General features: G+C 55.3%; 13 protein-coding genes. 4 read left to right on the top strand and 9 right to left on the bottom strand.

Going from position 1 to position 13003, the window contains the following annotated elements; translation table 11 throughout:
• The first annotated feature begins 214 nt into the window (after positions 1-214).
• Positions 215-1576: a CehA/McbA family metallohydrolase domain-containing protein gene (locus HG15A2_RS05755; RefSeq protein ID WP_145058707.1), complete on the top strand. Its 1362-nt coding sequence runs from the start codon at positions 215-217 to the stop codon at positions 1574-1576.
• A gap of 8 nt (positions 1577-1584) precedes the next feature.
• Here the strand turns inward: HG15A2_RS05755 and HG15A2_RS05750 are convergent, their stop codons facing one another.
• From HG15A2_RS05750 to HG15A2_RS05730, 5 genes are all read right to left on the bottom strand, one after another.
• Positions 1585-3210, bottom strand: coding sequence for an FMN-binding glutamate synthase family protein (locus HG15A2_RS05750; protein WP_145058705.1), 1626 nt, complete (start codon positions 3208-3210; stop codon positions 1585-1587).
• Positions 3211-3309: 99 nt separating this feature from the next.
• Positions 3310-4149 carry a fumarylacetoacetate hydrolase family protein gene (locus tag HG15A2_RS05745; protein WP_145058703.1) on the bottom strand — a complete coding sequence of 280 codons (840 nt, stop codon included), beginning with the start codon at positions 4147-4149 and terminating at the stop codon, positions 3310-3312.
• A 32-nt stretch (positions 4150-4181) separates the two neighbouring features.
• Complete coding sequence (locus HG15A2_RS05740; RefSeq protein ID WP_145058701.1) at positions 4182-4583, bottom strand: hypothetical protein; 402 nt, start codon at positions 4581-4583, stop codon at positions 4182-4184.
• Positions 4584-4657: 74 nt separating this feature from the next.
• Positions 4658-5083: a DoxX family protein gene (locus HG15A2_RS05735; RefSeq protein WP_145058699.1), complete on the bottom strand. Its 426-nt coding sequence runs from the start codon at positions 5081-5083 to the stop codon at positions 4658-4660.
• A 40-nt stretch (positions 5084-5123) separates the two neighbouring features.
• Entirely contained in the window at positions 5124-5681 is a 558-nt protein-coding gene (locus tag HG15A2_RS05730; protein WP_145058697.1) for an antibiotic biosynthesis monooxygenase, read from the bottom strand.
• A 179-nt stretch (positions 5682-5860) separates the two neighbouring features.
• Here HG15A2_RS05730 and HG15A2_RS05725 point away from each other — a divergent pair, with 179 nt between their 5' ends.
• A complete protein-coding gene (locus HG15A2_RS05725) occupies positions 5861-6436 on the top strand; it encodes an NADPH-dependent FMN reductase (protein ID WP_246117893.1) in 576 nt (191 codons plus the stop codon).
• Between the two features lie 12 nt (positions 6437-6448).
• On the opposite strand, the gene HG15A2_RS05720 is transcribed toward HG15A2_RS05725, so the two are convergent.
• Positions 6449-6667, bottom strand: coding sequence for a hypervirulence associated TUDOR domain-containing protein (locus HG15A2_RS05720; protein WP_145058695.1), 219 nt, complete (start codon positions 6665-6667; stop codon positions 6449-6451).
• A gap of 78 nt (positions 6668-6745) precedes the next feature.
• Positions 6746-7492, bottom strand: coding sequence for an SDR family oxidoreductase (locus HG15A2_RS05715; RefSeq protein WP_145058693.1), 747 nt, complete (start codon positions 7490-7492; stop codon positions 6746-6748).
• A gap of 87 nt (positions 7493-7579) precedes the next feature.
• On the opposite strand from HG15A2_RS05715, the gene HG15A2_RS05710 reads away from it, so the two are divergent.
• Positions 7580-8455: a YihY/virulence factor BrkB family protein gene (locus tag HG15A2_RS05710; protein WP_145058691.1), complete on the top strand. Its 876-nt coding sequence runs from the start codon at positions 7580-7582 to the stop codon at positions 8453-8455.
• A gap of 143 nt (positions 8456-8598) precedes the next feature.
• Positions 8599-10590: an acetate--CoA ligase gene (gene acs, locus HG15A2_RS05705; RefSeq protein ID WP_145058689.1), complete on the top strand. Its 1992-nt coding sequence runs from the start codon at positions 8599-8601 to the stop codon at positions 10588-10590.
• Between the two features lie 102 nt (positions 10591-10692).
• On the opposite strand, the gene HG15A2_RS05700 is transcribed toward acs, so the two are convergent.
• Positions 10693-11553: a hypothetical protein gene (locus HG15A2_RS05700; RefSeq protein WP_218932344.1), complete on the bottom strand. Its 861-nt coding sequence runs from the start codon at positions 11551-11553 to the stop codon at positions 10693-10695.
• A gap of 141 nt (positions 11554-11694) precedes the next feature.
• Positions 11695-12927: a 6-phosphofructokinase gene (locus HG15A2_RS05695; RefSeq protein WP_145058685.1), complete on the bottom strand. Its 1233-nt coding sequence runs from the start codon at positions 12925-12927 to the stop codon at positions 11695-11697.
• Positions 12928-13003: the final 76 nt, after the last annotated feature.

The following is a 13003-nucleotide window of genomic DNA, read 5'->3' as shown; positions in this document are numbered from 1 at the left end:
GTTGCACATGGCCGAAACAATTTGTCCTTGGGTCACTAGCATCCCCAGCTGCCGAATAGATTTCAGCTACGCGACAAATCAGTCGGCCAGAGGAATAACCCCGAGGTGCTAATCTCCTGCCTCAATCGACTCATCGTCTCCAAACGCCAATTGGGGTACAATTGCGAGATTGTTCGTGCATCGACTTTCTCTCTTGCTTGGAAACCCAAATGACATGGTAGCTCATACACCCAATCGCCAACGACTACTTGCCTTTTTGATTCTCGGTCTTTGCTATTTCCCCGAGGTAACTGTTGCTGAGACTTTGGAAGCCCGTGGCGATCTGCAATGGCGGCGTGGCAATATGCACACCCACTCGCATTGGAGCGACGGGGACGACTACCTGGAGATGATCGGGCTATGGTATCGCGAGCGCGGGTACGACTTTCTTGTGTTTTCAGACCATAACGTGCTGGCCAATCGTGAGCGTTGGATTGATGTCGAGAAGAGCAAGGGTGGGATGGTGGCGTTTGAGAAGTTGAAGGCACGCTTTCCGGAGCAAACGAAGACTCGTCGCATCGCCAATGAGACAAGAGCCGAAGAGCAAACCGGCGAGAGCGAGAAGCCTCCTGAAAGGCTTCAAGTACGTCTGAGTACCTTCGCTGATGTGAGCAAGCGTCTGAACCAACCGGGCGAGTATCTGTTGATTCAAGGTGAAGAGATTAGCGATCACTTTGAGAAGCTCCCAATTCATATGAACGTAAGCAACGTTGCCGAGCTGATCGAGCCGGCCGGCGGTCGTAGCGTGTTGGAAGCCATGCAGGCGAATGTACGAGCGGCATACGAGCAACGACGGGCCACCGGGCAGCCGATGATTATTCATCTGAATCACCCGAACTATGGTTACGCGGTCACAGCTGAAGACTTGGCACGCGTTGTGGGTGAACAGTTTTTTGAAGTGTATAACGGCCACCCGGGAGTGAATAACTCAGGCGACAAACAGCACGCGAATGTGGAACGACTATGGGACATCGTGCTGACATTGCGGCTTGATCAGTTGAAACTGCCCCTGATGTACGGCTTGGCGACCGACGATGGCCACGAGTATCACCACGTGCCGAGTCGTCGGAGTGAACCGGGGCGAGGCTGGGTCATGGTGCTATCGGAAGAGCTCACAGCAGAGACGCTCATTGAATCGCTTGAGGCAGGGAGGTTCTATGCGTCGTCGGGCGTGACTCTTCAACGTGTCGAAACCACGGAAAAGACTTTTGCCGTCGAAGTTGATGCTGTTGAGGGCGAGAACTATACAATTGACTTCATCGGTACGCGCATGGGCTACGATGCGGCGAGCAAACCGGTTGTTGATGCGGAAGGTAAAGAAATTCACGCAACCCACAAATACAGTGACGAGGTGGGGGAAACGTTAGCCAGTATTGAAGGAACGAGCGCGGAGTACGAATTCCACGGGGATGAGATCTACGTGCGTGCGCGGGTGACTTCCAGCAAGCTTCATTCGAACCCGTCTGAAATTGGCGATTTCGAGCAGGCCTGGTGCCAGCCGGTGATCGGGCCTGCGGCAGCCAAAGTAGACGAGTAAAACTCGCATTACGCAAACGTCTGGGCGGAGGCGCGCTCCCAGTCTTTCTGCCAGGGTTGGGGAACTTCGTTTCCGTGGAGTTGCCCCTCCTCCAGGAATTCATAGAGGTCTGCCAGGGAACAGACATTGGTCCTGTCGATACGCCGGAAGAGCATCTCTGGAGTTACATCGCGCGTAGTTCTTGCTCCCATTGCGTGAAGCATTTCGCGTAAACTCTCGATGGTGCGCGCATGAAAGCGGCGGACCCGTTCTCCCTTGTCGGTTGGGTCTAAGCCGCGGAAGAGCCCCGCCTGCTGGGTAGCTATTCCCGTCGGACAATGTCCGCTGTCGCAGCGCAGCGCTTGAATGCAGCCGAGCGCAAACATCATTCCTCGGGCGCTGTTGCAGGCGTCGATGCCTAACGCAAAGGCGCGGACCATATCGAAGCCCGTGAGAATTTTCCCGCTGCCGATTAGGGTGATCTTATCGCGTAGGCCGCTGCCGACGAGCGCATTGTGGGCGAACAGCCAGCCATCTTGAGCGGGCATGCCCACGCTGTTAGAAAATTCGATGGGTGCGGCGCCGGTGCCTCCTTCGCCCCCATCAACGGTAATGAAGTCGGGCATGATCTGTGTCTCCAGCATGGCTTTGCACACGGCTAGGAACTCAGATCGCTTTCCCATGCAGAGCTTGAAACCAACCGGGCGGCCGTCGGCCAATTCGCGTAGCGTCGCCACAAAGTGCAACATCTCGATCGGGGTCTTGAATGCGCTATGTCGCGGCGGCGACACAACGGTTTTACCCACGGGTACGCCGCGGATCGATGCGATCTCTGGCGAGACTTTTTCACCCGGCAGGACACCGCCATGGCCCGGCTTGGCACCTTGCGAGAGTTTGAGCTCGACCATCTTTACGCTTTCAGCCGCGACGGTTTCTCGGTACTTTCCGCTATCGAAACCGCCATCGTCGGCTCGACAGCCAAAATAACCGGTACCTATCTGCCAAATAAGATCGCCGCCAGCCTCAAGATGATACGGGCTGATTCCACCCTCGCCGGTGTTGTGGGCAAACTTCCCCAGACTGGCACCCCGGTTGAGCGCACGAATTGCCGTGGGCGAAAGCGAGCCGAACGACATGGCAGAGATATTCAGCAGCGACGACTCGTAAGGCCGCTTGCAGTCTGGCCCACCAATCGCGATGAGGGGCTGCTCGCCATCGAGGAGGACACCATCGTCTTTCTCTTCCTGCGTGCGATCGTCGGGACACTCCGTACAGGCGAGTGAATGAGCTGCCCACTCGTAGCCAGTATTATAGACATTGTGTTCCGTGCCAAAGGGCTTGGTCTCCAGTTGGCCTTTGGCACGTTGGTAAACTACTGCTCGAAGTTCCCGAGCAATCGGATGGGGCGCAATGTTTGTTTCGATGAAGTATTGCTGGATCTCCGGACGTATCTTCTCCATCAAATAGCGTCCGTGGCCGAGCACCGGGAAATTTCGCAAGATCGTATGATCGCGCTGTAGCACATCGTAGATTCCAACTCCGATCACCGGAACCAAGACAACCAGTGACCACAGCCCGGTCGGCCAGAAGAGCGCGAAGAGGACTTGCACCCCAAGGGTGAGGGCAACAAAACCATAGAACCAAGGGCGTAACAAGAGGAACCTCCTTAAGGCGTAGCACCGCAGCGGAGCAGTCGTCCTCAGAATAACAGATTGCTGGACAAGGTCACTGTGATTGGCTTCACCTTAGGGACTTCATTCCGCAACGACCTGATGTTCCTGCTCGCCCAAGCCTTCCACCCCAAGCCGAACGATTTGCCCTGGCTGGAGATACCCAGGCGGATCCATCCCCATGCCGACTCCCGGGGGTGTACCCGTGGAAATAATGTCGCCCGGGTGGAGCGACATGAAGCGGCTAAGATAGCTAACAATAAACGCGACGGGAAACATCATGTGCTTAGTGGAACTGTCTTGACGACGCTGGCCGTCGACTTCGAGCCAAAGGCTCAAGTTTTGCGGATCGGGTATTTCGTCTTTCGTGACTAACCAAGGGCCAAGCGGTGCAAACGTGTCGCAGCTCTTGCCTTTCACCCATTGGCCCGAGTGTTCTTTCTGAAAAGCGCGTTCGGAGAGGTCGTTCATCACGCAATAGCCGGCAACGTAGTCGAGAGCGTCTGCTTCGGTGACATACTTCGCGTGTTGGCCAATGACGAAGGCTAGTTCGACCTCGTAGTCGGTTTTCTCCGAGCCGCGCGGAATTACTACATCGTCGTTGGGTCCGCTGATGGCACTGGTGGCCTTCATGAAAATAGTTGGCTCGGGCGGCACCACGGAGCCGCTCTCGGCGGCATGGTCCTTGTAGTTCAGACCGATACAAACAATCTTGCCGGTGCCGGTGATACAGGGGCCGAGGCGTTGACCTTCGACTGCCGGTAATTTGCTCGTGTCGAGTTTTGTTAAGCGAGCAAGCGAATCCGGATGCAATGCCTCGCCGGCTAGATCTTCTATCTCGTTTGCGAGAGAGCGAATTGTTCCTGTGTCGTCGAGCAGGCCGGGCATTTTGTTGCCGGGCGAGCCGTAGCGAAGAAGCTTCATGTCACTTTTGCTCCAGGTAGTTGATGAGTCAGCTACGAATTTGAGTTATTGCTTACTTGTTCCTGAAGGGCCTGAATAAACGACACTCCCTGCTGCTCAAGTCTCGCTTCGAGTTTCTCAGTGCAATCGCAATTGCCACACGCCCAAGGTTCGGTGCCGTTATCGTCGCGACAGTTTCCTCTCGCGTGGGCATCCTTGATCTGTACGATATCGAAAAATTTCTCCCAGTAAGGTAGTTCTTCATTGAGAGGCTCCGCGCAATAGCAGACCTCCACCCATCGGGCTGCGGAGTCCTCGCTAAGGCGTGCTTGTCGCATGTTGCGCAGATACTCTCCGCCAGCGACCGAGCCGGCCCCTAAACTGCCGTCATCAATCGCTTTCAGCAAGGCTTGCTCCTTACCTGGTTTCACAAGTGCTTTCACGAGGTAACGCATGGTGATTGCTCTAAACTCTCCTGCAAAACTACCCGAGGTCTGACTCATTTCGGCTCAGGTCAACGCCTACCGGTTCAGGAGATTTCTTCTTCGCGATTGCCCCACAGGCAATGATCAACTGAAAAACGCCCTGACCCGGTAAACACAAGCACCACGTAAACAGCTAAGTAGAGAGCGGCTTTTTCCTTCACCTGCCAAGGATCGGCGCCGTGAACCATGAACAGGGCAACGATCATTGTGAACGCGAGCGGAATCGCCGCGAGTCGAGTACCTAGCCCAAGGATGAGCAAGATGGAGCAACCGACTTCCGCCCCAACCGCTGCGACGAGACTTAACTGACTGCCCATGCCCAAGGGATCGGGGAATTTATCCGCCATCTGGCTAAACCCCATGAGCTTCGGCCAGCCATGCACGAGCATGAAGCAACCAAAGGAGACGCGAAGGACAAGGAGCCCGAAGGACGTGGCGGGCTCTCTTGAATGCAGGAGCTTGCTGAGCATGGTAATTTCCGAGTTAGTGGGTGTTGGGGTTCTGTGCGAACTAATTCTTGTTTAGCCAGGGACTCAAGAGGTTCGTCAGCCAGGGCATTACCAACCATGCTAACGTAATCACCACCAGCGATACCACCACTCCGGTGACAACGAGGGGATGCAACATCGTCAAGTACGGCCCGGCTAGCCTGGACCATAGCACCACGACCGGGAACACTGCCAGCCAGGTGACGATCGCCATCTTCCATCGTGGCGGTGGGTTGTTGCCGCCTCGGAAAAATGCCTCTAATCCGTGCAAGGGACGCGTCACTGCTTCCCCTTCCACAAGATGTTCCGTCTCGGCCTTGTACTGCTGAAATAATTCCGAGGCGTAGAATTTACGACTATGCTCCTCGCTTTGGAATGAGCGAAGAATGCCATACTCGTGGTCGCCACTACCGGGAACAGGACGAATCAAATGAACGCCGGTGGTGCCGGGGAAGTTGAGCGAGCGCCGGATGAATTGCACGAGCGCTTCATCAAGTTCAGCCACCTTGCCCTCTTTTACCTTGACGGTAATCGCGCAGTGATAGCCTCCCTGATCCATCGCTTTGGTCGCGGCACTCATGCTATTTACTTATTCTGCTTTCCTATCAGGGTACTGGTAGCCCTGAGGTACTGGCTGTAATTGAATCACTGCTTATGGTCCATTGAGCTGGATTGACTTATACCGCGAGCAGCCTCACACTGCAATCATCGACGCATTCGTCTTTGAGATATCACACCCTCACTTCAGAGAATACTATCGTGACTAAAATTCTAGCATTTGCCGGTAGCGCGCGGCGCGAATCGTGCAACAAGCAGCTCGTGAAGTTTGCTGCTGAGCGAGCGCGGCAACAGGGGGCAGACGTCACACTCATCGATTTGCGCGACTTCGAAATGCCGCTGTATCACGGTGACTTGGAAGAAAGCGAGGGGCAACCCGAGGCGGCGACGCGGCTATTCGACTTGATGAAGCAACACAAGGGATATTTGATCGCCTGCCCCGAGTACAACAGCTCGATCACACCTTTGCTGAAGAACACCATCGACTGGCTCTCACGACCAAGGGAAGGCGAGCCCCACATGGCGGCCTTTGCAGGCAAAGTGGCAGCCCTGCTAAGCGCATCGCCGGGCGGTTTGGGTGGAATACGTGGATTGGTTACCGTGCGTTCGATTTTAGGTAACATCGGAGTTCACGTAGTACCCAAGCAGTTTGCGCTTTCGGGGGCCAACGACGCCTTCGATGAAAGCGGAACTCTTAAGGACGACAAGGCAGTGAAGCAAGTCGATGGCGTCGTGAAGCAACTTGTGATAACGACGGCGAAACTTGGGGAGTCCTAAACGGCGACGCCTTTAGGCTTCTTCCAATTCGGAGTGAGATTTCAGCACGAGTGAACCATCGTCTTGCTCTAGCAAGTAAGCTGGGTTCTCTTGCGTGGCGTTGCGAGTGACTTTGGTTCCTTTGATCTGGCAGGTAATCCGCTCAGTGAACTTCTCCTCGACTCTTGCGTGGCCGTAGCCATTGCCCCACTTCCATTTGACTTTGGTGCCTTGTGAGAAACTCTCAGCCATGGTGACCTCCGCTTTGAATTGGTCAAGTACGGCTGAACCGGACCCCTTTAATAATCAGTTGACAGGCGTTGCTGCCAATTACATCTGGTTCATACCGCCATCGACAGTCAGTTCCGCTCCTGTAATGTAGGAAGCATCTGTTGAGAGCAAGAATACTGCGGCTGAAGCAATTTCTTCAGGTTCGCCAAAGCGCCCGAGCGGCACTTGAGATTTGATTTGCTCTGTCATTTGTTCCTGCTGTTGGTCGTCCATTCCCGTGCGATCAAAGAAGTCGCTGCCTATCGGCCCAGGGCTGACAGCATTGACACGGATTTTGCGCGGAGCGAGCTCTCGAGCCAGCACTCGCGTGATAGTACGCATGGCACCTTTGGTGGAGTTGTATAGCACGCCCCCTTCCATGCCGAGGTCTTGAGCCACTGAGGTATTCAGCAACAGGGCACCGCCTTCTTTGACCAAAGGAGAGAGCACTTTAGCATGCAAGATGGGTCCGCGAACATTGACGCCATATTGCTGATCAAACTGCTCGGCAGTGACCTCGGTATGGGGTACGAACATACCGTAACCTGCATTCAGAAATACGCCGTCGAGTTGGCCAAAGTGTTCTTTCGCAGCAGCAGCAAGCTCTTCAGCGGCAGCCGGATCGCCCGCATCGTTTTTCAAGGCGATTAGGCCTTCGATTTCCTTGACTGCCGTGTCGAGTTTATCTTGATTTGTACCGGTCACGAGCACGCGTCCCCCTTCTTCGGTGATGCGTTTAGCGGTGGCTTTGCCAATGCCGCCTGAGCCTCCGGTAATAACGAAACACTTGTTTGTGAATTGTGCCATAATTTCATAGCCTTTTATCTGTTAGAATAGGTGCGGTGCTCGGTATTACTATTGCAGGTTCTGCATGACAGACAAGGTCTTGACACTATGCCGAGAATCATCACGCTGCTGATAGAGGCTTACGAGCGTTGGTCGAAAGATGGCGGCCCGCTGCTGGCCGCAGGCGTCGCGTATTGGGTGGCGCTTTCATTGATACCAGTGATGGTACTACTGGTGTCCGGGCTTGGATTTTTCTTCGGTGGCACAGATGTTGGACGTGACGCAGAGGCAAAGGTCATGCAGGCGGTCTCTGAGCAACTCTCGCCGCAGTTGGCGAGGCAAGTTCAAAGTGTTTTCGCAGAGGTTCGCGATAAGGCACCTCTCAGTGGACCGATTGGGTTGGTTTCTCTATTTATTGCTGGGCTCGCGATGTTCTCGCAGTTTGATCATGCGTTTGATCGAATCTGGAGTATTGAGCCAAAAAGCGATCGTGGGCTGTGGCACTCGGTGGTGCTGTCATTGAAGAATCGACTTGCGGCATTCTTGATGCTACTAGCCCTAGGGGCACTCGTAATCGTCGTGTTTCTCTCTGGTGCAGCGCTATCTACGGTCAAACGAGTTACTGGCGATTGGATTCCCTACAGTGAGCAGGCAATGTGGCTAGTTGAACTGGGTTCTACAGCCCTGTTGAATGTCTTGGCGTTTACGCTTATTTATCGACTGATCCCAAAAGTTTTTGTCCGTTGGACGGATGCTCTAGCGGGTGGCCTATTCGCAGCGGTTGCCTGGGAGGCGGGGCGGCAGGCTCTTTCGCACTTTGTCATTGCTGGGCACTACACCAGTGCCTATGGCCTGCTCGGTACGTTTATGGCGGTTATGCTGTGGGCCTACTACGCGGTGAGCGTGCTTTTCTTTGGAGCGGAGTTCGTTCAGGCTGTTCGAGCAAGTCGACTTGAGCCGGTGCGTGCGACGGAATCGCAATAAATAATTTCATTTTTTGGCCGCCCACCACTAGCTCTCGCAGGCACTTCTAACTTCAACGACTGCTTGGTTGCAAGGCGATTTGAAGTCCGTAACAATATGGATCTTTGCTTTGTCTTCTACTTTCGATTCAAGGACCTTCGTCGATGTCGACTTCCGACCCAACTAGCGTAGCCAGTGGCCAAATTGCCAGTGGTAATATTGATAGTGTCATGCATGAAAATCGGTTGTTTCCGCCACCGGCTGATTTCGCGGCCAACGCTTGTCTCAAGTCGATGGAAGACTACCAAAGTATGTGGGACGAGGCGGCAGCCGACCCACAAGCGTTCTGGGCCGACTTGGCAAAGAAGGAATTGCACTGGTTCGAACCTTTCAAAGAAACGTTCGCCTGGAATGAAGAGTCGTGCGTAGCAGAGTGGTTCTCAGGCGGTAAGACTAACGCTGCGTACAACTGCCTGGATCGCAATATCGATCAGGGCCACGGCGACCGGACCGCGATCCTCTGGGAAGGCGAACCAGGCGACACGCGCACGCTTACTTACAATCAGCTGCAAAAGGAAGTTTGTCGATTTGCCAATGTGCTCAAAGGCGTGGGCGTCGAGCAAGGCGATGTCGTTTCCATCTACATGCCAATGACACCGGAGCTGCCGATCGCGATGCTGGCGTGCGCGCGGATTGGGGCGATTCACTCGGTAATATTCGCAGGCTTCTCCGCTGAGGCGATTGCCGATCGCAATAACGATGCCAAGGCAAAAGTGCAACTGACCTCCGACGGCGCGTGGCGGCGCGGAAAAGTACTAAAGCTTAAAGAGACTGTCGATGAAGCACTTGCGAAGTCGCCTACAGTCGAAACTTGCATCGTACTAAATCGTGTTGGAGAAGAAGTCGAAATGCAGGAAGGGCGCGACCATTGGTGGGGCGATCTTGTTGAGAAAGCCTCCGACGATTGCTCAGCGACACCACTGGATAGCGAGACGCCATTATTCATCCTTTACACAAGCGGCTCAACGGGAAAGCCGAAGGGAATCCTGCACACCACCGCTGGCTACAATCTCTTCGCCAAGAAAAGCTTCCAGTGGGTCTTCGATCACAAGGCCGAGGATGTGTTTTGGTGCACGGCCGATTGCGGTTGGGTGACCGGGCATAGTTACTTGGTTTACGGCCCCTTAGCCGCCGGTGCGACTTGTGTGATGTACGAAGGCGCACCGAACTTTCCCGATGAGGCCCGCTTCTGGGAGATCGTTGAGAAGTACCAAGTGACCACGTTCTACACCGCTCCAACCGCTATCAGGGCGTTTATCAAGTGGGGCGACGAGCATGTCGAGAAGCATGATCTTTCGAGTCTGCGTTTGCTCGGTACCGTTGGCGAGGGGATCAATCCCGAAGCATGGATGTGGTACCACAAAAAAATCGGCAACCAGCAGTGCCCAATCGTCGATACGTGGTGGCAAACCGAGACCGGCGGCATCATGATGAGCCCACTGCCGGGAGCAATCCCCACGAAGCCGGGCAGTTGCACGAAACCATTGCCGGGCATCATTCCGAAAATCGTCGATGAAAGCGGCAACGAAGTGGACGAAAACCAAGGTGGCTGGCTGACGATTGCCGAGCCTTGGCCGGGCATGCTTCGCGGTATTTGGAACGACATGGATCGTTACAAGGAAGTCTACTGGGAAAAGGTGCCAGGCAAGTATCTCGCCGGCGACAATGCGCGTTACGATGAGGATGGCTACTACTGGATCATGGGCCGAATCGACGATGTGCTGAATGTCTCGGGGCATCGCTTGAGTACGATCGAGATCGAAAGTGCCTTGGTAAGCCACCCCAAAGTGGCCGAAGCTGCTGCGGTGGGCCGCCCGCATGACCTCAAGGGCGAAGCGGTCGCGGTGTTCGTATCTGTGACCGATGCCGAGCCGAACGAGGCACTGCGTGACGAACTGAAGCAACATGTGCGCAAGGAAATCGGTGCGCTCGCTCAGCCGGATGACATTCGCTTCACTGCTTCGCTACCGAAAACGCGCAGTGGTAAGATCATGCGCCGGCTGCTCAAAGATATCGCTGCCGGGAAAGAAATCGTGGGGGATACTACGACGCTAGAAGACTATGAGGCGCTGGCGAAATTGCGGGATGAGGATTGAAGCTCGGTGAGCAAACTACTCGAATCCTAGGAATCACTCCATTTGACTGGAGCAAGAGGTTTGCTGACCAAATGCCTCCGAATACGTCGTGGGGATTTGTTGCTAGCCACTTATTTCTTCCGACAATATCCGCTGCGCCGCGAGTTCTGGCGAAAGCACCACCGACTCGGGCCAGCACTCTTCCGGCGATGAGGCAAACACTTTGTCGCGGAGCGCGGCGTAGAGAAACGTCGAAGTGATCGGCACGCCGAATACGATCCCGAGCACCACGGCAATCTCCGCCCCGGGTGCAAGCATCACGGCCAGCGGGAAGAGCAAGAGCGGCAAGGTGACAGTGAGTACGATAAGGGCCGTCGCCAGAATCGCGCGGCCGCGATTGTCGTGTCTCCAGAGTGGGTGCGGCCATTCGGGCGGCCAGAGATTTTCGCGGCGAGAGCGATGCAAGTCGTGATGGATCCACATGCGCAAGCTCCCCGAAAGTGAAAAAGCGACGGCAACACCCACGACGATCACAAGAATGCCTGATGCGCCCATGCCCACGGCCAGGGCGAACGCCATCTGGCGCACCAGTACTTCGTTGGGGTCCTCATGCGCGGATGCGAACATGGCCCAAAGAATTCCAATGACGAACACGGCGAGCACGGGAACAATTGCCGTCTTCCAGATTCCTGAGCTGAGATAGAACCAAAATCCGGCTTTCGCGCGACGCGGATGAGGATCCGTACGGCGCAGCCAGATGGCCGTGCGGAAATCTTGCCAGCCGAACCGCAGGCAGGCAATGAACAGGGCGAGGGTGGCATTGGCCGTCAGCTCGAACAGCAACCACCCCAGCGCCAGCAACATCGGCAGCACTAACTGTTGTGGCCAAGTTGGCTCTGTGGGCTCCCAGGCACCCCACGGCTGCAGTCCTTCCGTGCGGCCTTGCGTGTCTGCTCGGCGGGTTTGTTCCTCGCTGTCCATCACGCATGATTATATGCGTTGGTAGTTGGCAAGGGGCAGTAGGCAGGGGCCAGTTTCAGCTTTTTGTCGTTCTAGGTAGAGCTAATTCTGCCCAATCGAAACTCTATGGCGAGAAGCGAACCCGGAGGACTAGTGCTAGGGACACTATTCGGCCAGAGCTTCTTCTGCAGCAGCTTCTGCCATTTCGAGGACGAACTCGGCGTCCATTTCGATATCGTCGGCTGTGGCTGCGTCGTAGCCATCAACAAGCTGCTCTGCCGCCTCAAGATTACTGGTGAAGGGACTCAGGCTCACGGGACGATCTCCAAAGCTGATGCCTAAGGCACGAGCTGCTTGTACAGCAGAGCCTTCGGGATTGACCGTGCGAAGCCGGTTCACAGCGGCCATAATCGGAACGCTATCGATTTCTGGCGGGTTGTAGCAAACCATGTGGCCGAACTTTTCTTCCACCACCAATCTCACAGCATGAGCCCCGTATTGCGTGGCGAGCACGCGATCGAATGTCGTGGGAGAACCGCCCCGTTGCAGATGGCCAAGCACAGCGACTCGGGTTTCGCGATGGAGGCGATGCTCAATCTCTGCAGCAACGACCTGACCAATTCCACCTAAGCGGGCCTGAGCACCAGCTTGTGCTTCGCCGACGTGACCACCACTAGGTAGCTCAGCTCCCTCCGCTACTACGACTAGAGAGAAGCGTTCGCCGCGACTTTCGCGATCGAGAATCTTGTGGCAGACATCTTCGTAGGTCCAATCGAGCTCAGGAATCAGAATCACATTCGCACTTCCGGCGATACCAGCGTGCAAGGCAATCCAACCGGCGTGGCGACCCATGACTTCCAAGACCATGATGCGTTCGTGGCTAGCAGCGGTCGTGTGCAGGCGGTCGAGTGCCTCGGTCGCACAGGCAATCGCGCTATCGAAGCCGAAGGTGAATGCTGTCGCCGAAAGATCGTTGTCGATCGTCTTCGGTACGCCCACCACAGGAATGCCGTACTCATGAAATTGCTGAGCCACAGCCAACGAGCCATCGCCACCCACGCACACCAAACCTTGGATGCCGAGTTGGTCGATGGTGGTCTTTACACCGGCGAGCAGTTCGGGATCAAGCTCGACGCGATCGTCCACGCCCACGGTCGCAGCGAATCGTCCTTTGTTCGTCGAACCAAGAATCGTGCCCCCCTCGTTGAGGATGCCCGTGGTGTTCTTGCAAGTGAGATTGATGTAGCGAACGGGATCATGCAGACCTTCGTAGCCTTTGAGGAAGCCCACACACTCGTAGTCGAGCTGTTCGGACGCCTTGACTACGCCACGGATAACCGCGTTCAGCCCGGGGCAGTCGCCACCTGAAGTGAGAATACCAATTCGTCCGTTGCCCATTGCTTTGCCCTTACTAGATCGCGGATTCTAAAAGTCGACCAAAACAAGATCGACTTAACTAGAAAGGGTAGGTCAC

This window comes from Adhaeretor mobilis (genome assembly GCF_007741515.1).
Lineage (GTDB): Bacteria > Planctomycetota > Planctomycetia > Pirellulales > Lacipirellulaceae > Adhaeretor > Adhaeretor mobilis.
This window is presented reverse-complemented; position numbering and strand designations above follow the sequence as displayed.

What these genes read in the sequence shown, in the direction of transcription:
- HG15A2_RS05755 (WP_145058707.1), top strand. Translation starts at nt 215, where the DNA reads ATGGTAGCTCATACACCCAATCGCCAACGACTACTTGCCTTTTTGATT.
- HG15A2_RS05745 (WP_145058703.1), bottom strand. Translation starts at nt 4,149, where the DNA reads ATGAAGCTTCTTCGCTACGGCTCGCCCGGCAACAAAATGCCCGGCCTG.
- HG15A2_RS05740 (WP_145058701.1), bottom strand. Translation starts at nt 4,583, where the DNA reads ATGCGTTACCTCGTGAAAGCACTTGTGAAACCAGGTAAGGAGCAAGCC.
- HG15A2_RS05735 (WP_145058699.1), bottom strand. Translation starts at nt 5,083, where the DNA reads ATGCTCAGCAAGCTCCTGCATTCAAGAGAGCCCGCCACGTCCTTCGGG.
- HG15A2_RS05730 (WP_145058697.1), bottom strand. Translation starts at nt 5,681, where the DNA reads ATGAGTGCCGCGACCAAAGCGATGGATCAGGGAGGCTATCACTGCGCG.
- HG15A2_RS05720 (WP_145058695.1), bottom strand. Translation starts at nt 6,667, where the DNA reads ATGGCTGAGAGTTTCTCACAAGGCACCAAAGTCAAATGGAAGTGGGGC.
- HG15A2_RS05715 (WP_145058693.1), bottom strand. Translation starts at nt 7,492, where the DNA reads ATGGCACAATTCACAAACAAGTGTTTCGTTATTACCGGAGGCTCAGGC.
- HG15A2_RS05710 (WP_145058691.1), top strand. Translation starts at nt 7,580, where the DNA reads ATGCCGAGAATCATCACGCTGCTGATAGAGGCTTACGAGCGTTGGTCG.
- acs (WP_145058689.1), top strand. Translation starts at nt 8,599, where the DNA reads ATGTCGACTTCCGACCCAACTAGCGTAGCCAGTGGCCAAATTGCCAGT.
- HG15A2_RS05695 (WP_145058685.1), bottom strand. Translation starts at nt 12,927, where the DNA reads ATGGGCAACGGACGAATTGGTATTCTCACTTCAGGTGGCGACTGCCCC.